We start from the raw sequence: 22,408 nt of genomic DNA on the forward strand, positions 1-22,408 counted from the left end.
GTGAACATCCAGACCAATGAAAGTAAGCTCAAACATAGCCGGGACCTCCCAAACCTCACATGTGGCACTACCATTGCACCCCCAAGGACCCTCGCAGGCCACAGGAGCCGCCAATGGCAACCCACGGACTTGTGAAACAGAAGGCCCCGGCCCCTCATCCTCCCGGCTGAACCTGACCGTCCGGGATAAGGGCCATCACCGCCGGGACCAGGTCCTGCAGCGCCCGTCCCCGCATCAGGGCACCCGAATCACCTCAAGCCGGCGCTGCAGGACATCCCGGCCGATAATGGACCGCCCCGGACGGGCAGGTAACCCGTTCCACTTCATATCGTCTAAGCGACAGGGGAAACTGCGGGCGCGGAACTCTGGCGGACTATGAGCTTGGGCTGGCCAGGCGCGCGGTCCACCTCGCGGCCTTCTATGGCGCCCAGGAGCACCTCGGTGCTGGCGAGTGCGAGTGCGTTGAAGTCCTGCCGCACGGTCGTAAGAGGTGGCAGGAAGTAGTCCGATCCTTCGATGTCGTCGAAGCCGACGATGCTGACGTCATCCGGCACGTGGACGCCGCGCTCGGCGAAGGCCCGGATGACGCCCAGGGCAGTGTGGTCGCTGGCGGCGAAGATCGCTTGGGGAACCCGCCCTTCATCGACGAGCCGCATCGCCGTTTCGTACGCCCATCTCGGGCTCCAGTCTCCCTCGAGGCACAGCCCCGGGGGGAGCCCGGAGTCGCGCAACGCCGCTTCCCAGCCGCGCTTGCGCACTCGTCCGTCGAACCACTCCATCGAGCCCGCTAAGTGGGCTATATCGGTGTGGCCAAGGTCTATCAGGTGCTGGGTGGCCATACGCGCACCCAGCTCTTGGTTCTCCGAATAGGTGAAGACATTGGGGGTCGATGACGCTCCCGCCGCAATCATCTCAACCGGGACTCGGACCGATGCATTCCAGACGGCTGCGGCCATTGACACGAGCGGTGCGATGACGATGATTCCGTCCACCCCGATGTCATCCAGTGTGTCGAGAGCCTTTTGCATGGAGTCCTCGTAGGGGCCCTCGACCGTTACGACAGTTGTGGAGTAGCCCTTCTGCCGTGCAACGTTTTCCAGGGCCATGAGCGTGCCGACCGGACCGAACCGCGGCGAGCCGTCAGTGAGGATACCGATAGCCGTCGAGCGGCTCGTAACAAGCGCCCTGGCCGTTCGATTGCGACGGTAGCCGATGTCTTTGATGATTTGCAGCACTCGTTCGCGTGTTGCGGCGTTAACGTCCGGAGCGTTGTTGAGGACCCGCGAAACGGTCCCATAGGAGACGCCGGCGACCTGTGCTACGTCATTGATATTGGGTTTTCGGCGTATGGACGGTCCACTGGACGCTGTCCCCACCTCACGGCTTCTCGTTGGTCCTACCACAACCGTTCTCCCGCCTATCCCTTGAGCCCCCCAAACAACGGCTTTCGTGCGTGCTTAACCTTACGCGCTGCTTAGTGTCCTCAATGATGTATCGCCCCGACTCGGATCTCCCGGTTCGACGCCGAGAGCGCAGTCCTCCTCTCAGACGCACAACGTGCCTTCACCGTCCCCGGAACACCCACCGGGATAGGGGAGCAGCAATGCGCCATCGGACGCGACGGAACCGTGTCCATCATCGAAGTCATCGGTGAGGAGACCCCGAGGTGGGCTGCAACAAGGTCTGTCACCCCCGACAAGACGAACAGCCGATCCACCTACGCGCTTGAACCGACGCCAACAGGATGCACCCTGACAATGGGAATCGTCATGGAACTGCCGGCAGGCTTCAAATTTGCCGAAGACCCCGTGCAGTGGTGGGAGGCCCGCGCACGCACCTATCTGAAGCGAGCGAAAGAGGTCCTTTCCGCCCGGCAGGGATGACGTTCTCCGAGACTGCGTTCGCACTGCCAAGACCGTGCTTTTGTCAATCCACCTCTGGCAGTTTGGGGGGATGAGCTGGAAAACAACTCGCTGGACGAATAGTTCTTCAGGCTCAGCAAAGGTCATGCGGCATCGGAGACCGTCGGCCATGAAGGATCAGTTGGGGGCTGATGGGCTTTACGGGCGACCGCAATTGCAACCGACTCACCTTTAACTCACCTTAATGAGCGGCAACCAATGACAAATCATCGCCTGTCGTTGACTGCAAAACCCCAAGAATCCGGGAGAAAACCACCAGTCTCAAAGCGCACATAGGCGCCTGAGACTAAAGCGGGGGTCGTCGGTTCGAATCCGACAGGGGGCTCCGATCAGCTTCGGTGCGAGTGCCCGCACGCGCTCGTGCTGCAGGTCATGACCTCGACCCGTCCGGGATCCCGTCGCCATCGGCGTCGCACAAGGACGCATCAGCCGTGCCTGCCCAGGATCTCCGGGTACAGAGGTGCTCAGGCAGTTTGGGCTACGGGCGCGGAGGGATCACCGGATCGCCGCTGGGTGAGTTCCACGTCGAGCTCCTCCCAGGTGGGCGGGTTGGCGCCGGGACGACTCAGGTAATCGCTGCCGCCATTGAGGCGCTTCGGCCTATCGTTTCGAGCACGGACGGGGCGAGGCCTTCGCCGGTGCGGTTCAGGAGCCCGTGGATCAGTGCGGACATGTAGGAGTCGCCGGCGCCGATGGTATCGGCCACTTGTGTTGCGACTGCGGGGATGCTCAGTTGCGTGGCGGCGGTGGAGAGCAGGGAGCCGGAAGAACCCGAGGTGATGACGGCCAGTTCGGCGCCATGAGGGCACTGAAGGAATCGGGCGCGAGCCACAAAGTGGCCTTGGTCGGTTTCGACGACTTCGCCCTCGCGGACATGATGGATCAGGGCATCACGGTGATCGCGCAGAACCCCGATCGCATCGGAAAACTCGCCGCCGAAAGGCTCCTGGCCAGGATCGACGGCGACCAAAGCCAGCCCAGCACCTGGGTTGTCCCCTCGGAGCTGATCGTGCGCGGCTCGGGCGAACTCCTGCCGTCGGACTGATTGCCGGATCAGACAAAACAACAACCACAAACCGAAGAGAGTCGACATGACCAAAACGTTGTACGCAAGAATTCACTGTCAAGCCCGGCTGTGAAGCCAGGGTCGCGGAAATGATGCGCGAGCTCACCGAACACGTCCGCGCCGAGCCGGGAAACGTGGTCTTCTGGCCCTACACCAGGGAATCCCGGCCCAACGAGTACTTCGTCTTCGAGGTCTACTGCGACCAGGCCGCTTTCGAGGAGCACATCGGCGCCCCCTACGGACGCAAATTCAACGAAGAACTCGCGAGCCTCATCGAGGGCGACGGCTCGGAACTGACCTGGCTCCAGGCGAGTCAGTAGCGCCGGCACAGTCCACGGAGCCTGCGTCCTGCTCATACGGGCCCGGTTGACTTTGAACCGGGCCCGTAGTGCGTGTGGAATTAGCAAGATTTAGGCTGTAGCGCCACTTGGCTGCCGTGTCGATGTGAGGTCCTCGACTGCTTTCTGCATGTGTCGCTTGATGGCTTGTTGAAGTCCGCTCTGGTCGCGCGCCTCAAGAAGGTCCAGGATGTCTTGGTGTTCCTGTACGAGCACGTCTATGCGGGGATATGCGACTTCCAGGCTGAGGATACACATACGGGACTCCGCGGCGAGTGTCTCGTAAATCCGGATCAGCCGAGTATTCCCCGTGCCTGAAACGAAAGCGGTGTGGAATTGCATGTCGAGCCTGGCGATCGCCTGCCAGTCCGACGCCGCAACCTGCTTTGCCATGTTCTTGATGATGCCTTTGAGCTCTCGGCAGGTATCCATGATCTGGTCGGGACCAGAGTCGAGGAGAGTGTTGGCGGCGGCCAGCTCCACTGCCTCGCGTACGGCGTAGATCTCTTTGATGTCTTCGTTTGAAAGCTCCAGCACGAAAACGCCGCGGTTACGCTTGCTGACCAGGATGCCTTCCTGGCACAGGCGTTGCAGAGCTTCCCTGAGCGGCCCCCTTGACGTGTTGAGCTGGCTAGCCAGGGCAGATTCGTTCACCTGCTGACCAGGCTTGAAAGCCCCTTGGACGATGAGCTCTCGGAGTTGGTCAGCGATCAGCTGCGCCGTGGGCCGGCCCTCCAATACGAACATTCCCTCCGGTGCCGCCATTGACATCCCCTCATTTCATACTTCGCCAAATTGAATCTATTAGACCGCTATCGCGGTGTACTTGTATTCCAGGAATTCTTCGATACCGATCTTTCCGCCTTCACGTCCCAGGCCCGACTGCTTGACGCCTCCGAAAGGAGCGGCGGGATTTGACACTATGCCGGTGTTGAGGCCGACCATTCCGACCTCCAGTTCCGCTGAGAACCGCATGGCCTTGTCCATGCTTTCGGTGAACACGTAGCCCACCAGGCCCCATGCGGTGTCGTTGGCCATGCGCAGTACTTCGTCCTCGCTGTCGAAGGGAGTGATGGCTGCTACCGGTCCGAATATCTCCGTGGTCATCAGCTCGGATTCCAGCGCCACATCCGTCAGGACAGTGGGGGAGTAGAAGTAGCCGGGACCTTCCGGGCGGCTTCCGCCAGTCAGCACCCGTGCACCCTTGGAAACAGCGTCGGCAACAAGAGACTCCACTTTGTCCAACCCCGCTTGTTCGATGAGCGGACCCACTTCCGTGCCTGCCAAAGCGCCGTTGCCCACCTGCAATTCTGACATCTTTTTGGAGAACTTCTCGCCAAACTCCTCCGCGACGGAGCGATGGACAAAGAAGCGGTTTGCGGCCGTGCAGGCTTCGCCCATGTTTCGCATCTTTGCCTTCATGGCCCCATCCACGGCCTTCTCGATGTCGGCATCGGCGAGCACGATGAACGGTGCGTTCCCGCCGAGTTCCATGGAAGAGCGCATGACGTTGTCAGCGGCTTGCCGCAAGAGGATTTTGCCCACCTCGGTGGAACCGGTGAAGCTGATCTTGCGGGCGATGCCGCTGTCCGTCCAGGTCCGTACCACGCCGGAAGCGCTCGACGTCGTCACGACGTTCAGCACGCCGTCGGGAAGTCCGGCTTCCTTGAAGATGGCAACCAAAGCCAAGGAGGTCAACGGCGTCAGCTCGGCCGGCTTGAACACCATGGTGCACCCCGCGGCGACTGCGGGGGCGATCTTGCGCGCTCCCATGGCGAGCGGGAAGTTCCAAGGCGTGACCAATACCGACGGACCGACTGGTTCCTTGGTGATGAGGATGCGCGTATTTCCGTCCACGGAGGTGGTGCTGTCGCCGCCGATCCTTACGGCCTCTTCCGAGAACCAGCGAAGGAACTCGGCGCCATAGGCTACTTCGCCCTTTGCCTCGGCGAGGGGCTTTCCCATTTCGGCGGTCATGATCGCCGCGAGCCGGTCGGTGTTGGCAACGACCAGATCGAAGGCGCGTCGCAGGATATCGGCCCGTTGACGCGGCGTGGACTTGCTCCACTCGGCTTGCGCGCGACCTGCGGCGTCGATGGCCAAGGCGGCGTCTTCAGGACCGCCGTCGGCGACGTGGGCAATGACTTCGTTCGTGGCGGGATTCTCTACCGGGAAGGTGGCGCCGTCAGTGGCGCTTTGCCATTTTCCGTCAATGAACAAATCCGTTTGGAGAGTGGTGGGATCAAATGAGGGGTTCATATTCGCTCTTTCAGTGATCAGGGGAACTAGGAAGTGGCCGACTTGAGCGCCTGCGTGAACTTGGACAGGCCTGCCTGGATTTCATCGCTGCTGACGTTCAGCGCGGGGATGAGACGAATGACGTTGCCATGCGGGCCGCAGGTGAGCAGCAGGAGCTCTTCCTTGATGGCAGCCTGCTGGACCGCGAGTGCGGTTGCCGCGTCTGGAGTGTTGCCTTCGGCGGTGAATTCGACACCCTGCATGAGGCCGCGTCCGCGCACGTTGCCGATTCCCGGGAATTCTGCCTGCAGCGCGTCCAGCCCTGCCCTCAGTTCGTCGCCTCGCAGCAAGGCATTTTCCACCAAGTTTTCCCGCTGAATGACACCCAAGGTGGCGACACTGGCTGCTGCTGCGACGGCGTTTCCACCGTAGGTACCACCTTGGGAACCAGGCCAGGCCTTGCCCATCAAATCCGCCGACGCGGCAATTGCCGAAATCGGGAAGCCGCTTGCGAGGCCCTTTGCGGTGATGACCACGTCGGGCCGTATCCCGGCCCAGTCGTGCCCCCAGAACTTGCCCGTCCGGCCGACGCCGGCCTGGACTTCATCGAGGATGAGCACGATGCCGTGCCGGTCTGCCCGTTCCCGAAGTCCTTGGAGGAAGGCAACAGGCGTGGGGATGTATCCGCCGTCACCGAGGACGGGTTCGATGATGAAGCCAGCCGTGTCAGCCGGGGTGCTGATAGTCAGAAGGAGGTGGTCCAGTTCCTTCAGGGCAAACTCGACAGCCGTGGCTTCATCCCATCCGTACCGGTACCAATGCGGGAAGGGAGCTACGTGCACGCCGCCCATCAGGGGGGAGAATCCTGAGCGGAACTTGGTTCCGGCGGTGGTCAGGGACGCCGCAGCCACCGTCCGCCCGTGAAAGCCTCCCTGGAAGGAGATGATGTTGGGGCGGCCGGTTGCCATGCGGGCCAAACGGATGGATGCTTCCACGGCTTCTGATCCGGAAGTCGCGTAGAAGACACTGTCCAATCCTTCGGGCAGGACGCTGCTAAGGAGTTCCGTCAATTCCAGAAGGGGCTTGTGCATCACAGTCGTGTACTGGGCGTGGACAATCTTGCCCACCTGATCGCGGGCTGCGGCCACCACATCAGGGTGGCAATGGCCAGTGCTGGTGACACCAATTCCCGTGGTGAAATCGAGGTACTTCTTGCCGTCGGTCGCGTGGATCCAGCTCCCGAGTGCGTAGTCGACGACTACGGGAGTTGCCTGCTTGAGGATAGGGCTAAGTGCTGCCATGGCTTCATACTTTCCTAGTAACTGTAGATTGTCAACAATACGCGATCCGGAGTTCACCCAGGGAACCCATAAGAAGCGCCTAAATCTTTTCGAACCTGTGGGGCCGAACGAAGTCCAGCCCGTCAAAGTAGCGCTTGCCAAGGGCTTCGCTGGCTGCGATCTCTCCGTATCCGGACGCCATTTTGAATCCGGCACCGGAGAATCCAGTTGCGGCGTAGATCCTGCTGGAATTGTCGAGGAAGCCCAGCAAAGGCTGGAAGTCCGCGGTGTAGAGGTCCGGGAACGCGTCCGAGCGAACGATGTTAGGAAAAAGGCCAGGGAAGAACTCACGTACCGTCTCGGTTGTTTCCGCGATCTCCGCCGCGGTGAGGTCCCTCGGCACTGAGTCAGCCGCCGGTGTCGGCGCACCGCGACCATCCAAGGTGGCTTTTACCGTCACTCCGTCGACGCTCGGCGCGCCGTACATGGAGCGGTCTCCGGAAATCCTGATGAAGACGGGGAACCGCTCCGGGGAGAATTCCGCCGCGTCTCTAGCCACGAACCAGGACAGGAATATCCGCCGTGTCTCGGTTGCCGCTTTCAGATATTCGGGCATGAGCTTTTGGGACCAGCCGCCGGACGCGACGATCACGTTTTCGAAGGTCCACGATTCGTCGCCCGCGGTGACGACCACGCCGTCGTCAGTTTCCTGGATGCTGTCGATCGATGTGTCGGTGACCACTGTTGCCCCGTTTGCCTGTGCAGCGGCAACTGCCGCCGTCACCGCACGGTCAGTGCGCAGGGCGCCGGCATGCGGATCGAACACGGCGCAGTCATCAGGCCGAAGGTTGTGCTGCGGATACCGTTCCGCCATGGCGTCTCGACTCAAGATCTCATGCTCGGCCCCGTTGACCCGGGTCGTTTCGAGTAGGGCGGCGATGTAGGGGCCATCAACCGTCCCGATAGATAGCCCGCCGCAGCGCATCAGGATGTCCTGGCCTGATTCCGCCTCGAGTTCGGTCCAGAGCGTGCGGGATCGCCGCAGGATGGGGTAGTAGTCGGGTATTCCGCGATAGAGCATGCGGAAGAGTCGGGTGTCCCCTCCTACCGCGCTTCGGGCGTGGCCGGGTGATTGGGCTTCGAACCCGACGACGGAATCGGTCAAGCGGGATGCCTGCCACAGGGCCATGCTGCCGATGCTGCCCAGGCCGATTACGGCCAGTTTTCCGTCCATGGCTTAGAGCACCTGCTTCAGGAAGGCTTGCGTTCGGCGTTCCTTCGGGTTGGCAAGGACTTCCCTCGGGGCGCCGCGTTCGACGATGACGCCTTCGTCCATGAAGAGCAAGGTGTCCGATACCTCCCGGGCGAAGCCCATCTCATGGGTCACGACCACCATCGTCATGCCCTTCTTGGCCAGGTCCTGCATGACGGCGAGGACTTCGCCCACCTTTTCGGGGTCCAAAGCGCTGGTGGGTTCATCGAACAACATGATTTCCGGATCCATGGCCAGGGACCGTGCGATGGCTACGCGTTGCTGTTGTCCACCGGAGAGCTGGGCCGGATAGCGGTCGCCGAAAGCGCCGAGGCCGACGCTCGCCAGCAACTCCTGGGCTCGCTCGGCCGCCTGCTTCTTGTGGGTACCTTTGACCAGGACGGGACCGGACATGACATTTTCCTGGGCCGTCATGTTGGGAAAGAGGTTGAACTGCTGGAAAACCATGCCCACCCTGGTGCGCTGCGCGGCGACTTTCTTCGGGCTCAAGGCGTGGTAGGCGGTGTCGGTCTCGTAGTATCCGAAGTCTTCACCATTTACCTTGAGGACCCCCGAGTCGACCGTCTCGAGACCGTTGATGCAGCGCAGGAGGGTGGATTTCCCGGAGCCGGACGGGCCGATGATGCAGCAGACTTCGCCGCAGGCGATGTCAAGGTCAATGTTCTGCAGCACGGTCTTGTAGCCAAAGGACTTGCGGATTCCGCGGGCGTGAATGGTGCCGTCGTTACTCATCGGGCAACACCTTCCGGTTCTGTCAGCACAATCTTCTTGGCCTTCCGGGGAAGGCTGGAGGTTGCGCGGGAGTATCTCTTCTCGAGCAGGGATTGCGGATAGCTCAGCAGCAGCGTCATCACGAGGTACCACAGGCTGGCGACGATCAGCAGCGGGATGGTCTCGTAGGTGCGGGCGTAGATCAGTTGTGCGCTCTGGAGGAGCTCTGCGACGCCCAGCACGCTGACGAGGGATGTTTCCTTGAACATGCCGATGAATTGGTTGCCGGTGGCGGGAATGATCGAGGGCATGGCCTGGGGGATGATGACCTTGCGCATCTTCGTTGCGCCGCTCATGCCGAGCGAGTCGGCGGCCTCGATCTGGCCTTTGCCGACGGCCGAGAAACCGCCGCGAATGATCTCCGCCATGTACGCGGCCTGGTTGAGGCTAAGCCCGATCAGAGCCGCTGTGATCGGCCCCATGACCGCGTTCACGTCCACAGCCGTGCTGATGTTGGTGAACGGGATGCCGATTGTCAGGTTCGGGTAGAGCGCCGCGATGTTGAACCAGAAGATCAGCTGCACCAGGACCGGCGTTCCACGGAACAACGTGATGTAGACACCCGCCGTGAGGGCGACCGGCTTAATCCGGGAGGATCTCATGATCGCCAGCCCGAGGCCCAGGAGGGTGCCCAGGAACATGCTGGCGACGGTGAGGAAAATCGTGAGCATTAGCCCATTGATGATCGTTTCGTAGGTGAAGTACTTGGCGACCACATCCCACTTGAAATTGGGGTTGGTCGATACGGAGACGAGGACGCCCGCGCCGATCAGGCCGCACACCACCCAAGCCACGTATTCGAAGACGCCCCGCCGCCGCAGCCTGGGCTTGAGCGCCGGATCGGTCCTATCTATCTTGTTCCCGCTTCCGTGACTGATGGTTTGCACCATGGGAGTAACCCTCCTAGTTGAGCTTCGCATCCGTGATGGCACCCGATTCGAGGCCCCAGTTCGAGAGCGACTGTTTGTACTCCGGGCTGTTCAGGACCGATTGGACGGCAGCCTGGAGCGCGGGGGTCAGTGGCGAGCCCTTCTTAAGGCCGACTGACGTCAGGTCGCTGGCGCCGACGTTAATCTGGGGGGTGAGGAGAGTGAACATGCCCGGCTGCTGCTTCCCGGCCCATGCGAGGGAGGTGGTGTCGTAAAGGATGCCGTCGATGCGCTTGGACGCCAGCTGGGTCAGCGCCTCCTGGACGTTGGGAAGCGTCACGGAGTTGATGGCTGGCTGCCCTTTGGAGGTGCAGGTTTGCTCAGAGAGGGCCGGGAGGCGCTTCAGCTGGCCCGTCGAGCCGGCCGTGACGGCAATGTTCTTGCCGCACAGGGTTTCATTGGTGAGCTTGAGTGGATTGCCTGCACTCACTGCAATTGAATTGCCGTCTTTGAAGTAGTCGATCATGTCCAGGACCTTCAGCCGCTCGGGCGTGGGGGACATCGTGGTGATAGTGAAGTCGTAGCGGCCACCGTCAATGCCGGGAATGATGGTGTCAAACACAGTGTTCTCAAACTTCAGCTTCAGCCCGAGCTTCTTGGCCACCAAGCGGGCAATATCCGGATTCAGGCCGATAGGGGTCTTGTTGTCGTCCGAGAGAAAGGTGGTGGGCGGGTAGTGAAGGTCCATTGCGACCGTCAGCTCGCCCTTGTCCTTATAGGACTGCGGCAGCAGCTTGACCGCGGCTGCATCAGGCTGGACGGCCTGGGAAATATCGGTGGTGTTTGAGGTCTTGGAGCTGTCCGGTGCCGGGGCACTCGTGGCGGTGCTTCCGCAGGCGGTCAGCGCGAGCAGTACGGCCAGTGCTGCCGTTGCAGTTTGTGCCTTGGTTCGAGTCTTCATAATGCTTCCCTTCGAAGGGGTAGTCAGTTCGGGGTTGTCACCGGGAGGGGGAGGAATGTGATCTGGATCTCTCCGCCGTCTAATGCAATGCAACTTCATCAAAAGTAGATTGTCAACAATTTACAGCAACTTTTTTTGAATTGAGGGCTGGAGCGACCAGGGCCGTCTCTTCTGATTGAACTGTTGACAATTTACAATTTTGGAGCCTAGGGTCGAGTTATCGGGCAGGATCTTCCAGCCTGCCGGGGACCCGTTCCCCGCTCACCGCGCGCTTCCCGAAACCTCCAATACGCAGGCACGGCGCCGCTTCCACTTCCTGACAAAGAACGGAACCGAACATGGCAGACACCAACTTCCGGCCGAAGTACATCTCCTTTGATATCTACGGCACGCTGATCAACTGGGATACCGATTCCACTACCCGCCGCCTGCTGGATGGCCGCCTGCCTGAAGAGCAGTGGCCTGCGTTCAAAAAGGTGTTCCGCGGGTACCGCTTCGACGAGGTTCTTGGCGACTACAAGCCCTACGAGCAGATCCTTCAAGGCTCTTTCGACCGCGTGTGCAAGTACTTTGGCATTGGTCCGACCCCGGGCGCGGGCGCAGTGTTCGCCGACGCGATACGCAGCTTTGGTGCCCACGATGACGTGCCGGCCCCGCTGAAGCTCATGGGCGACAACTACAAGCTGGTGGCTTTGTCCAACGCGGACGACAGCTTCCTGGAGATCAGCATTCCCAAGCTCGGCGCAAACTTCCACGCCGTGCTGACCGCTGAGCAGGCCCAGGCTTACAAGCCGCGCTACCAGGCGTTCGAGTACATGCTCGATAACCTGAACGCCAAGCCCGAGGACTTCCTTCACATCTCCTCGCACACCCGCTACGACGTGCACCCGATGCACGACATGGGCTTCCGCAACCTCTGGCTGTTGGACCGTGGCTATGACCCCATTGGCCCGGGCTACGACCTCAACGTTGCCAAGTCCCTGGACGAGATCAACGAGCACCTCGGTCTCTAGACCGACTTCGAGGCGAAAGGCCATTCCGTGAAACTCATTCCTTACTGGCTGGACACAGCCGAACCATCCGGCGACTATCGCAGCACGCCAGTGCCGGAAAATGTCGACGTGGCGATTATCGGGGCCGGCTTCACCGGCCTATCCGCCGCGCTGGAGTTCGCACAGCAGGGCGCCAGCGTCGCGGTCCTCGAACGCCACACTGTGGGCTGGGGTGCGTCCGGCCGAAACGGAGGAATGGCGACCACGGGTTTGGCCATCGGCTTCAGCACCGCAGTCAAGCGCTATGGCGAGGACCGGGCCGTGGAATACTTCCGCGAGTACAACGACGCCATCGACAGCATCGAGAAGCTGGTCCATGACTATGCCATCGACTGTGACTTCAACCGCTTTGGCAAGCTCTCGTTGGCCTACCACGAGTCGCATAACGCGGGCTTCCGGAAGTCCCAGGAGCTGCTGGCCAAGCTCGTGGACCACCATGTCACGCTGATTCCGAAGTCCGAGATCCACAGCGAGATCGGCACCGACTTCTATCAAGGCGCCATGATGGATCCCCTGGGCGCCGGGCTCCACGTGGGCAAGTTCGTTCACGGCCTCGCCGGGGCCGCAGCCAACGCCGGAGCCCAGATCTGCGAGAATGCGGGCGTGACCGAGCTCAAGAAGGTCAGCGGAACGGTCCACGACGTACACACCACCCGCGGCATCACCCGGGCCAAGCAGGTTCTGGTCGCCACAAGCGGTTACACAGGCAATGTCACACCGTGGCTTCAGCGCCGCGTGATTCCGGTGGGCAGCTTCATCATTGTCACCGAGCCCTTGCCGGAGGACGTGGTGAACCGCATCCTTCCGCACAGGCGGCAGGCATCGGACAGCAAGATGCTGACGTACTACTTCCGGATCACCCCGGACAACAGGCTCCTTTTCGGCGGACGTGCTCGATTTGCGCTGTCCAGCCCGGATTCGGACGTCAAGAGCGGCGAGATCCTGCACAAGGCGATGACTGAGCTCTTCCCGTACCTTGCCAACGTGAAGGTGGACTACACCTGGGGCGGCTTGGTGGACCTCTCCATGGACCAGATGGTCCACGCCGGCGTGCACGATGGCCTGTTCTACTCGCTCTGCTACAGCGGCCACGGCGTGCAAATGGCCGCCCACATGGGCAAGAAGATGGCCCATTACATGGCCGGTGACAAGCAGGCGAACGTGTGGGAAGACCTTAAGAACCCGCCCGTGCCCGGCCACTTCGGCCCGCCGTGGTTCCTGCCCTTCATTGGCGGAGCCGCGAAGATTATCGACCGATTCAGCTAGGCAAGAGAAGGTTTCCTATGAGTTCGTCAACAACCGTCGCTGAAGCGTGCCCAAAAACAGCGGAAGAAACGGCCTACAGGCGGGCAAGCATAGCCGCGCTACCGGGTGGCGCATTCCTGGAAGGCCGTTGGGAGAGAGCCGAGATGATCCTGGAGGTCCGGGATCCCGAAGACGGTGTCCTCCTGGGAAAGGTGTGTTCCTCGACCCCACAGGATGTACGCCGGGCCGTAGCCCACATTCATCGGCACCTGCAGGACGGTGAATGGCCCCTCCGGGCCCGCCGCGAGGCTTTGGAACGTGCGGCGGTGCTTCTGGCCGAGCAGTCTGTTCGCTTCGCGGAGCTCATTGCCGCAGAAAGCAGCAAGACCATCAACGAGGCCGAACGTGAGGTGAGCCGCTGCACCGAAACGTTGCGGCTCTCCGCTGCTGCGTCCAGCGAACTCCGTGGAGAAACCCTCGCTTTCGAGGACAGCATGGCCGGAGCAAACAAGATCGGATGGTACAACCGCAAACCGGTGGGAATCGTCGCCGCCATCACGCCCTTTAATGATCCGCTCAATCTCGTGGCACACAAGCTGGGGCCAGCGCTCATCGGAGGCAATGGCGTCGTACTTAAGCCCTCGGGCCGAACGCCGCTGACCGGCCTGGCCTTCGTCCAGCTGCTGCTCGAAGCCGGTGTCCCTGCAGGACGCATCGCGGCGATTGTCGCCGGACCTGGAGTCTCCGAGGCGATCGTGACGGACCCGCAGGTGGACCTCATTTCCTTCACCGGCGGCCCAAAGACGGCGGACCGGATCGCTGCCGCCGCAGGTGCCAAGAAGATCCTCTCGGAACTGGGCGGCAACAACGCCACGATCGTCTGCGCCGACGCTGAACCAGCGAAAGCCGCAGAGGCAATCGTTGCCGGTGCGTTCGGAGTGGCCGGCCAGAACTGCCTTTCGGTCCAGCGCGTCTACGTCCACATTTCGCTGTTCGACGAGGTCCTCGAACACGTGGTCACCGGGACCAAGGCGCTCCGCTTCGGGGCGAAGTTCGATCGCGGCACGGACATCGGCCCCCTCATCACCGAAACGGAGGCACGCCGGGTGGAAGAATGGGTGGAAGAGGCCAAAGCTGCGGGCGCCACCGTCCAGGTGGGCGGGCAGCGCCACAACGCCTTCTACCAGCCAACGGTTCTCACCGACGTGCCGGCGGACTGCCGGGTCATCCGCGAGGAAGTGTTCGGCCCGGTGGTCAGCATCATGCCGTTTATCCAAGCTTCCGACGCCATCCGCGGGGCCAACGATTCCGAGTACGGGCTCCAGGCGGGCGTTTTCACCGAATCCATCGATCTGGCCTTGGCAATTGCCGAGAAGCTCCATGTGGGGGCGGTGGTGATCAATGAGACCAGCGACGTCCGGATCGATTCCATGCCCTTCGGCGGGTTCAAGAAATCCGGTGTTGGGCGTGAAGGCGTCAAGCACGCCGTCCGTGAGATGACCGAACCCAAAAGCACCATCATCAAACTGGCCGAGCCGGCCACCGGGTGGCAGCAGTTGACGACCGCAGAACGGAATGCATCATGACCACCCACAAAATCGCGGTGATCGCGGGCGACGGCATCGGCAAGGAAGTTGTCCCGGCGGCCATCGAATGCCTTAAACGAATCGCTGAACTCCACTCGTTGAACCTTGAATTCACCTATTTCGACTGGGGATCGGACTACTACGCCGGGCACGGGCGCATGATGCCACTTGACGGGCTCGAACAGCTGTCAGCGCACGAAGCGATCTTCCTGGGCGCTGTGGGCTCGCCGTCCGTACCGGACGCTGAATCCCTCTGGGGGCTGTTGATTCCGATTCGCCGCGAATTCCAGCAATACATCAACCTCCGTCCAGTGAAGACGCTCGACGGCGTGAAGTCACCCCTGGCGTCCAAGGAACCGATCGATATTCTCATCGTGCGTGAAAACAACGAGGGGGAGTACTCGGAGGTCGGCGGCCGCGCCTATCGCGGGCTGCCGCATGAAACCGCGGTCCAGGAAACCATTTTCACCCGCCTGGGAGTATCGCGGGCCGCGCACTACGCCGCATCGCTCGCATCCTCCCGGAAGGGCCGACTGACCTCGGCAACCAAGAGCAACGGCATCATCCACACCATGCCGTTCTGGGACGAAGTGGTGGAAGAGACAACCCGCCTCTACCCCGACGTGACGCTCACCAGCGAACTTGTCGACGCGTTGTCCGCGCATCTGGTCCTGAAACCCTGGACCTTTGATGTCATTGTTGCCTCTAACCTGCTCGGCGACATTCTCTCGGACCTGGGCAGCTCAGTCACCGGCTCCATCGGCGTTGCGCCGAGCGCCAACCTCAACCCCGAAGGTGACTTTCCCTCCCTCTTCGAACCCGTCCACGGATCAGCACCGGACATTGCAGGCAAAGGACTGGCCAACCCGGTAGGCCAGATGTGGTCCGGAGCAATGATGCTCCAACACCTCGGGCACCCGGAAGCTGCCGAGCACCTCCAGTTGGCCTTCGAGTCCGTCCTACGGGACGGCCTGGGTACCCGCGATGTCGGAGGACCGTCCTCGACCTCCGAATTCACCGCCGCCGTCCTGGCCGCCATTGACGTCATCGACACCATTGGCGCGATGGACGCCACGACGGGAAACACGCCGCCGGCAGCAACGGCGTCGTCATGACAGCTACGGAACGCAAGCGGCCCGTCGTCGCGGTCCTGTACCGGGAGGCTTTGCCGCCCCGGCTACAGGAGATCGAGGAGCTGGCGGATGTCCGCCTTACCAAGGCCGACGGGCTTGCTAAGGCGTTGGACGGCGCGGACGTGTTGTACCAGTGGCACTCGTTCTCACCTGCCTTGAAGGAGAACTGGGCTGCCGCCTCGTCGCTGAAGTGGGTCCATGTCTCGGCGGCAGGCGTCAGCCAGCTGCTTTTCGAGGAGTTGGTCCAAAGCGGCGTTGTCTACACGAACTCCCGGGGTGTGCTCAGCAGGGCCATTGCCGAATTTGCACTCGGGTTCGTTTTGGATTTGGCCAAGGATGCGCAGGGTTCGTTCCAGCTCCAGCAGCAACAACGCTGGCAGCACAGAACCACGCAAAAGATCCATGGCAAAAATGCGCTGGTGGTGGGCATCGGATCGATTGGACGTGAAATCGCGCGCCTGTTCCGTGCCGTGGGCATGGAGGTCAGCGGTGCAGGACGCACATCTCGTCCCGGGGACGATGATTTCGACTGGATCTACTCTTCCCAAGACCTGCCCGGCATCGTCCATGACTACGACTATGTTGTGCTCGCCGCTCCGCTGACTGCGGAGACCCGGGGACTGATGAACGTCGACGTGCTTGCGTCCATGAAAACGTCGGCGCACCTGATCAATGTCGGCCGTGGCGAACTTGTCCACACCGGCGCCCTGACTGAAGCACTGGCATCGGGCTCGATCGCCGGTGCCGCCCTCGACGTCGTGCACCCGGAGCCGTTACCCGGGGGACACGCGCTCTGGAGCATGGAGAACGTCATCATCACCCCTCACATGAGCGGTGACGCTGAAGACTATCTCGATGACCTCAGCAGGCTCTTCTTGGAGAATCTGGGACGGTTCGTCAAAAGCGAACCGTTGTTGAACGTGGTGGACAAGACCCTCGGATTTGTCCCTGTTTCCTGATCCAGAAGGCGTTTAAGGAGCCGCTACATGCCCACTATTGCCAACGCGTATATCGCCAATTCGGCTACGTCCGCACTGCAACCCGGTTTCATTGAACGCAGCGATCCGGGTGAGTTCGACATCAGAATTGCCATCAAGTTCTGCGGCATCTGTCATTCCGACATCCACACTGCGCGAGGCGACTGGGCAAGTGTCAACTTCCCGGTCGTCGTAGGACATGAGATCTCCGGAATTGTGGAAGCTGTCGGAGCCAAAGTGACGCGCCACGCCGTGGGTGACCGGGTAGGTGTGGGCTGTTTCGTGGATTCATGCCGGAACTGCGTCAACTGCCTCGCAGGCGAGGAGCAGCACTGCCTGTCGGGATCGACGAGTACGTACAACTCAGTGGGCCGGGACGGCCGGCCCACTGCTGGCGGCTACAGCAATAGCATCGTTGTGGACGAGAATTATGTCTTGCGGATTCCCGAGGGCATTTCGCTCGAAGCAGCCGCACCACTACTGTGCGCCGGGATAACCATGTACTCGCCCCTCCGCAATTGGGGTGCGGGCCCGGGAAAGCGGGTGGCCATTATCGGCATGGGCGGGCTCGGCCACATGGGCATCAAGTTCGCAACGGCGCTGGGGGCGCAGGCGACGGTGCTCAGCCAATCGCTCAGGAAGCAAGCGGACGCGCTCCGCTTCGGGGCGGCGGCCTGCCACGCGACGTCGGATCCCACCACTTTCGCGCGCCACCAAGGCTATTTCGACCTGATCATCAGTACCGTATCCGCGGACATCGACATCGATCAGTACCTTTCCTTGCTCGCCTTGGACGGCACCCTGGTCATCGTGGGGCTGCCCTCGAAACCACTAACACAACGGGCATGGTCACTGGCGAGTTTTAGACGCAATCTGGCCGGTTCAAAGATGGGCGGCATCAGGCAGACGCAGGAAATGCTCGACTTCTGTGCCGCCCACGGGCTCGGCGCCGAGGTGGAGGTGATTCCAGCCAGCGAAATAGACGAGGCTTTTGACCGAGTCATTGACAGTGCGGTGCGGTACCGCTTTGTCATTGACGCAGCGACATTCTGATTTTCCGTAAAGGTCCTGGGTATTCCAGACGCCTGCCTCTCGGAAACCGGCGCAACTCGCCGCTCGCAGACCGAAGCCCATCGCGCTACCCTTTTCGGTGCAGGCCGGCCTGGGCCACCAGTTCGGCAAGCCATGGGCGATGCCCTCGATGAAAGACCATCCCAGGTGGAAGTCCCTGCACGGTGGGAACCGAATCTGCAATGTCGATGGTTACCCGGCCGCCCGCCATTGGCGCGTTGCTGATATGCAGGTCGCCGTAGGAAGGCGGCAGCTTCGGGTCCATCCAGAACCCGCCGCGGGAAACATGGGTGTCGTATCTCATCAGGCTCGTCACTAGTTGGATGGGTGAAGTCGCTGCCCACGCCTGGGGCGAGCATGCAGTCGGATAGGGCACGGGTTCGCTGTACCGGTCCCGGCTGAATCCGCAAAAAAGTTCCGGAAGGCGGCCCTCCGAGTAGTCAGCGGCTTCAAACAGGGCGGAGGCAATCCGTTGAGCCTCCTCGACGAATCCGTAGCGCATCAGGCCGGCGGCAATCACGGCATTATCGTGCGGCCAGACGGAGCCGTTGTGGTAGCTGGCAGGATTGTAGGCGCCCATGTCGCTGGCCAGGGTTCGCACGCCCCAGCCGCTGAACATCTCGGGGGACATCAACCGTTCGGCGACCAGCGGCGCTTTGTCCTCGTCTACGAGGCCGACCCAAAGGCAGTGCCCCATGTTCGAGGCACAGGCATCCACCTGCCGTTTGTTGCCGTCCAAAGCTATGGCGTAGTACCCACGATCGGGCATCCAGAACTGCTCATTGAACCGTGCCTTCAACCGGGCAGCCCGATCGGCGAGTTCGGTCGCCAAAGCTGCGTCTCCGTCGTCGTAGGCAATCCAAGCTCGTGCCATGTATGCGTCATAGACGTAAGCCTGAACTTCGCAGAGCGCGATTGGCGGTTCTGCGAGGGTTCCGTCGGCGAAATTGATCCCGTCCCAGGAGTCCTTCCAGCCTTGGTTGATCAAACCCCGATCGTTGAGGCGCTCGTACTCGACGAAGCCGTCGCCGTCCCTGTCTCCGTAGTTCCGGATCCAGTCCAAAGCCCTGTCCGCGTGGGGGAGCAGGGCGGCGATGGTGTCCTTGGCAAAGCCCCAACGGCTGACCGAGCCTAAGACCGTCACGAAAAGCGGCGTCGCATCGATGCTGCCGTAGTAGATGGACTTGCCTCCCAGGGCCAGGCTGCTGGAGACGTCGAGCCTCACCTCGTGCAGGATCTTGCCGGGTTCCTCCTCTGTCACCGGGTCGACCACTGCCCCTTGCCGGTCCGCCAATGTCTGCAGTGTGCCAAGCGCCAAAGATGGATCAACGGACATGGCCATTTCCGAGGCCCAGAGCGAGTCCCGGCCGAACAGCGTCATGAACCATGGAGCACCGGCTGCCACGACGATCCGCTCCGGGTGGGCGGGGTCCTCGATGCGAAGGGCGCCAAGGTCGTCGTAACTCCGCCGCAGCGTCCGTTCGATGGAGTGGTTGCCCATATGGAGAACGGGAATCTTGGCCACCCATTCCTGTCTGCGGCGGTCGCTGCGTGAGAGTTCGCCGACGGCGGGGTGAACCACACTTGCCGCCGGCACCATTCCGTCATGGACTGGCGCGACAGTGAGCACCGTTCTCCATTGGCCACGCGGCGGGATGGTGGTCCGATACGTCAGCGCATCCAGGACGACATCCGCACCTTCGGACTTGATGACGACGGCCTTGCGGATGTCCTGCCAACTTGCACGGATGGTGAGTTCGTGTTCGCCCAGCTCGCGTGATTCGCTCCATTGGCGCTGGATCCGGGCTTCCTTCACCTCGAACACGTCCGCGAAATCGGAATCTACCCGGAACGAGATCAAGCATTCTGTTGGCTCCGTGGAGTGGTTGTGCACGGTGACGTGTTCCAGGATTCCAACGCCGACTTCACGAATGCGCTCAACGATAAGCGGACTGTCCCCGTATCCGTCCGACCGGATAACACGGCCCGCAAAAACGGCCCGGTAAGGCTCCTTGGTCTGGGCTGCCAGGGGCTCCAGCGACTGGCCGTTGATGGTCAGGTTCCAACGTGACAGGATGCGTGTGTCCTCGACGAAAACGCCGTGCGGCGAATCCGGATGGATGTCCCCGTTGGGCAATGAGATGCAGAACGACGTACCTTCCACGAGGGTGACCGTCCCGGCGCCGAGCGGGCCGGCCGCCGTGTCAGCATTCCATCCAGCCATTGTTGGCTCCTTCAAGAACCCCTGCCAGGAAGCCTCGGCCTTTCGTCAGGCGCCGTGGTCCCTGCTACATGCTCACACCGACGGTACTCCTGCGCGCGCATGCGGGCCAGACCGGTCGAGGCAGGTGCGCATGACTGCGGACACAACTATTTTCACTGCAGCACTATCGTCGATTGTTGACAATTGTTGACAATTGTTGGGATTGAGTTTGTGCTCTTCCGAAGACGGGGGCACTTTCGAAGGGCGCAGTCCCAGAAGGAGTAACGATGGTCAAGGCCACTGTCATGAGCGATGCAAACACAATAAACCCCGGCGAGCATAGCCCCAAAGCAACTTCCAGCACCCCGGGGCAGACGGAGGTGTCTTTGCGTCTTTGGGCCCGCGAAGGGCTGAAGACCGGCATCTGGGAAGTCACTCCAGGAACGTTCGCGAGCACCCGGCCAGGCTATGACGAGATCTGCCAGATACTGAGCGGCTCAGCGACCATCACGGAAGAAGACGGAAACAGTTTCGAAGTCGGTCCGGGTTCCTTGTTCGTCACGCCTGCAGGGTGGCGGGGCACCTGGACGATTCACGAGACCCTCCGGAAGATGTGGGTTGTGATCGATCTTCCCGCCTAAGTAGCCGCGGCCTGGTCGACCGGAAAAGCGCCCCCGGGACAGGAGCAACTGTTCCGGGGGCGCCGGCGGGCAACGCCATAGGGCATCTGCTGCTCGTCGGGACGCGTGGGATTATCTCGTAGCCCCGGAACAGCGAAGTCCACTTTGCCGTGGCCATCCCTACGGGCTTCGGCTGGCGATCTCGTCTTTGACGAGGGCTGGGCGTCTAGGCGGGACCTTGCCCCGGTGCCCGCAAAAACCCCTAGAATCCGTGCGAAAACCACTAGTTTCGAAGCACGCAATAGCGTCCGGGGCTAAAGCTTTGACTTGCGCGTTACCAATTTCGCGGTGCGCCCGACCAATAGCCGGTCGCCCCAACCTAGTGGCCAACTCGATCTGCTGATGCGCGCAACGCGTATTCGGCCGGTGTCGGGTCTCTGGATGAGCGCCCGCCCCTCGCCGTCCGCGATGAGCTTGAGGCTGGCTTTGTCGCCTTTGCTGGCGTGGCCGATCGGGCTTACAAATCGGGACAAGATATAGAACGAGCGCCGGTTTCCTGCGGGGTCCTTTCCTTCGAGCCGGATAATGACGCCCTCTCGACCGGCGGTTTTCCGTGTGACGGTGACCTCGACCTGCCGCCACTGGGCTCCAGGGGCGAGCAGTTTCCGGATTCTGCCATAGTCTCCGAGCTCGTTCCTGAGTACGAGGGCGATTGCGGGCGGCAGTGTTAGCAGAAATATGGCCATGGCCGACGGATCGGGATGGTTCGCATCGTTCGCGCCGTCGATCCATATGTCTTGGGGATCGGTTGTGTCGACGTCGATAGTTGTCGGGAACCCCGGGCCCGGCAGAGTATGGCAGTTCGCGTTGACTTTGGCGACGCTATGCAGTTGGCGGCCGCCGACTGAGTAGTCCACGTCCAGTTGACACGAGGAAACGCGGCGTGCCGAGGTATCGGTTTGTGCCGTGACTGTCCCGTCGATCTTGGTGTAGCTGGCGAGTGTGTGTTTGATCCCCGCGATGACGGCCCATCCGAGCCAGCCTGAGACCGATGCGATGACGAACACGGCGGCGGCTCGTTTGAGCCAAAGCCTCCTGCGAAGCCAGCTTCCTTTCCATGCCGGAGGCGCGGAGTCTGGCGGGATGGTCGCCGCTATGCGGGTTTCCCTGGTGACCTGGACCCAGGGTCCCGTCGCCTCGCTGCCCGTGACCGCCAGCGGATCCTCGGCGGTTTCGCGTGCAGAGTGGCGAGGGGTTCTCTGTGGAAGATCGCCGAGCTCGGACGAAGTCAGGTTGGCCTTTGCCGTGAACCATGTGCGGGACATGGCGCTCGTGTTCCACTCGCCCTCGACCTTGCGCGCCGCATCCGTGCCTGTCAGCGTCCAAGGCATATACCGGCCGGTTCCGAATGCTCCCGCGACCAATAATTCTTCGGCAACCAGCTCTTTGATCGCTTCGAGGGTGAGTTCCCTGGCCCGTCGATGATCCGAAAGAACACCAGTGCTCCGTGCGGCGGCGACTAAGTCGGAAGCGCTGAGCCAGCGGTCAGCGGCCGCTTCCATCATCGACTCCTGGAGAGTGCCGGCCTTCATGCGGGCATCTCGGCAGGAACATCGCCTGGAGCCCGAGCTGAGGTGTGTCCACAGATGTAGGTCATTCCGTTCCCCCCGCCGCGAATGGTGCCCCCGTTCTTACGGCAAACTATCGCATAATCTGCGAGGGGCCGACACCGTGATCTGGTCTAATGTTGACCGATCTAGAACTGGTTGGGACCGATCCAGACGAAGGTGGGCACGTTGCCGC

The 22,408-nt window shown here is 61.6% G+C and carries 21 protein-coding genes; 10 read left to right on the forward strand and 11 right to left on the reverse strand.

Annotated features, from left to right (window positions below; all coding sequences use genetic code 11):
• Nucleotides 1-332: 332 nt before the first annotated feature.
• Nucleotides 333-1,376, reverse strand: a complete 1,044-nt coding sequence (locus QRN51_RS08220; protein ID WP_284989401.1) for a LacI family DNA-binding transcriptional regulator — start codon at nt 1,374-1,376, stop codon at nt 333-335.
• Between the two features lie 252 nt (nt 1,377-1,628).
• Here QRN51_RS08220 and QRN51_RS08225 point away from each other — a divergent pair, with 252 nt between their 5' ends.
• Nucleotides 1,629-1,883 (forward strand): hypothetical protein, encoded by a 255-nt coding sequence (locus QRN51_RS08225; protein ID WP_284989402.1) that lies wholly within the window; start codon nt 1,629-1,631, stop codon nt 1,881-1,883.
• A gap of 604 nt (nt 1,884-2,487) precedes the next feature.
• Here the strand turns inward: QRN51_RS08225 and QRN51_RS08230 are convergent.
• Nucleotides 2,488-2,754 carry a PfkB family carbohydrate kinase gene (locus QRN51_RS08230; RefSeq protein ID WP_306963907.1) on the reverse strand — a complete coding sequence of 89 codons (267 nt, stop codon included), beginning with the start codon at nt 2,752-2,754 and terminating at the stop codon, nt 2,488-2,490.
• Nucleotides 2,755-2,763: 9 nt separating this feature from the next.
• Between QRN51_RS08230 and QRN51_RS08235 the strand changes: the two genes are divergently transcribed.
• Together QRN51_RS08235 and QRN51_RS08240 are read left to right on the forward strand one after the other, a co-directional pair.
• Entirely contained in the window at nt 2,764-2,967 is a 204-nt protein-coding gene (locus tag QRN51_RS08235; protein WP_284989403.1) for a substrate-binding domain-containing protein, read from the forward strand.
• A 110-nt stretch (nt 2,968-3,077) separates the two neighbouring features.
• Entirely contained in the window at nt 3,078-3,308 is a 231-nt protein-coding gene (locus QRN51_RS08240) for a putative quinol monooxygenase (protein WP_284989404.1), read from the forward strand.
• Between the two features lie 90 nt (nt 3,309-3,398).
• On the opposite strand, the gene QRN51_RS08245 is transcribed toward QRN51_RS08240, so the two are convergent.
• The 7 genes from QRN51_RS08245 to QRN51_RS08275 form a co-directional block, all read right to left on the reverse strand.
• Nucleotides 3,399-4,091, reverse strand: a complete 693-nt coding sequence (locus QRN51_RS08245; RefSeq protein WP_284989405.1) for a GntR family transcriptional regulator — start codon at nt 4,089-4,091, stop codon at nt 3,399-3,401.
• Nucleotides 4,092-4,130: 39 nt separating this feature from the next.
• Entirely contained in the window at nt 4,131-5,585 is a 1,455-nt protein-coding gene (locus QRN51_RS08250; protein ID WP_284989406.1) for an NAD-dependent succinate-semialdehyde dehydrogenase, read from the reverse strand.
• A 26-nt stretch (nt 5,586-5,611) separates the two neighbouring features.
• A complete protein-coding gene (locus QRN51_RS08255; RefSeq protein ID WP_284989407.1) occupies nt 5,612-6,865 on the reverse strand; it encodes an aspartate aminotransferase family protein in 1,254 nt (417 codons plus the stop codon).
• A 79-nt stretch (nt 6,866-6,944) separates the two neighbouring features.
• Nucleotides 6,945-8,078, reverse strand: coding sequence for an FAD-dependent oxidoreductase (locus tag QRN51_RS08260; RefSeq protein ID WP_284989408.1), 1,134 nt, complete (start codon nt 8,076-8,078; stop codon nt 6,945-6,947).
• Nucleotides 8,079-8,081: 3 nt separating this feature from the next.
• A complete protein-coding gene (locus QRN51_RS08265; RefSeq protein WP_284989409.1) occupies nt 8,082-8,849 on the reverse strand; it encodes an amino acid ABC transporter ATP-binding protein in 768 nt (255 codons plus the stop codon).
• Nucleotides 8,846-9,778: an amino acid ABC transporter permease gene (locus tag QRN51_RS08270; protein WP_284989410.1), complete on the reverse strand. Its 933-nt coding sequence runs from the start codon at nt 9,776-9,778 to the stop codon at nt 8,846-8,848. The genes QRN51_RS08265 and QRN51_RS08270 overlap by 4 nt, the downstream gene beginning before the upstream one ends.
• A gap of 13 nt (nt 9,779-9,791) precedes the next feature.
• Complete coding sequence (locus QRN51_RS08275) at nt 9,792-10,718, reverse strand: ABC transporter substrate-binding protein (protein WP_284989411.1); 927 nt, start codon at nt 10,716-10,718, stop codon at nt 9,792-9,794.
• A 338-nt stretch (nt 10,719-11,056) separates the two neighbouring features.
• Between QRN51_RS08275 and QRN51_RS08280 the strand changes: the two genes are divergently transcribed.
• Genes QRN51_RS08280 through QRN51_RS08305 form a run of 6 tightly spaced genes read left to right on the forward strand, consistent with a single transcriptional unit; the run spans nt 11,057 to nt 17,764 of the window.
• A complete protein-coding gene (locus QRN51_RS08280) occupies nt 11,057-11,731 on the forward strand; it encodes a haloacid dehalogenase type II (RefSeq protein WP_284989412.1) in 675 nt (224 codons plus the stop codon).
• A 27-nt stretch (nt 11,732-11,758) separates the two neighbouring features.
• The gene (locus QRN51_RS08285) at nt 11,759-13,036 is read left to right on the forward strand and encodes an NAD(P)/FAD-dependent oxidoreductase (protein ID WP_284989413.1); all 1,278 of its coding nucleotides are present in this window, start codon (nt 11,759-11,761) and stop codon (nt 13,034-13,036) included.
• A gap of 17 nt (nt 13,037-13,053) precedes the next feature.
• A complete protein-coding gene (locus QRN51_RS08290) occupies nt 13,054-14,601 on the forward strand; it encodes an aldehyde dehydrogenase family protein (protein ID WP_284989414.1) in 1,548 nt (515 codons plus the stop codon).
• Complete coding sequence (locus QRN51_RS08295) at nt 14,598-15,716, forward strand: tartrate dehydrogenase (protein WP_284989415.1); 1,119 nt, start codon at nt 14,598-14,600, stop codon at nt 15,714-15,716. The genes QRN51_RS08290 and QRN51_RS08295 overlap by 4 nt, the downstream gene beginning before the upstream one ends.
• Entirely contained in the window at nt 15,713-16,693 is a 981-nt protein-coding gene (locus QRN51_RS08300; RefSeq protein ID WP_284989416.1) for a D-2-hydroxyacid dehydrogenase, read from the forward strand. The genes QRN51_RS08295 and QRN51_RS08300 overlap by 4 nt, the downstream gene beginning before the upstream one ends.
• A gap of 27 nt (nt 16,694-16,720) precedes the next feature.
• Nucleotides 16,721-17,764 (forward strand): NAD(P)-dependent alcohol dehydrogenase, encoded by a 1,044-nt coding sequence (locus QRN51_RS08305; protein WP_284989417.1) that lies wholly within the window; start codon nt 16,721-16,723, stop codon nt 17,762-17,764.
• An 85-nt stretch (nt 17,765-17,849) separates the two neighbouring features.
• On the opposite strand, the gene QRN51_RS08310 is transcribed toward QRN51_RS08305, so the two are convergent.
• The gene (locus QRN51_RS08310) at nt 17,850-20,006 is read right to left on the reverse strand and encodes an amylo-alpha-1,6-glucosidase (RefSeq protein ID WP_284989418.1); all 2,157 of its coding nucleotides are present in this window, start codon (nt 20,004-20,006) and stop codon (nt 17,850-17,852) included.
• Between the two features lie 284 nt (nt 20,007-20,290).
• On the opposite strand from QRN51_RS08310, the gene QRN51_RS08315 reads away from it, so the two are divergent.
• Nucleotides 20,291-20,626 carry a cupin domain-containing protein gene (locus QRN51_RS08315; protein ID WP_284989420.1) on the forward strand — a complete coding sequence of 112 codons (336 nt, stop codon included), beginning with the start codon at nt 20,291-20,293 and terminating at the stop codon, nt 20,624-20,626.
• Between the two features lie 293 nt (nt 20,627-20,919).
• Here QRN51_RS08315 and QRN51_RS08320 read toward each other — a convergent pair whose 3' ends face one another.
• A complete protein-coding gene (locus QRN51_RS08320; protein ID WP_284989421.1) occupies nt 20,920-22,197 on the reverse strand; it encodes a hypothetical protein in 1,278 nt (425 codons plus the stop codon).
• Nucleotides 22,198-22,408: the final 211 nt, after the last annotated feature.

Source organism: Arthrobacter sp. efr-133-TYG-120, assembly GCF_030209785.1.
Classification (GTDB): domain Bacteria; phylum Actinomycetota; class Actinomycetes; order Actinomycetales; family Micrococcaceae; genus Arthrobacter.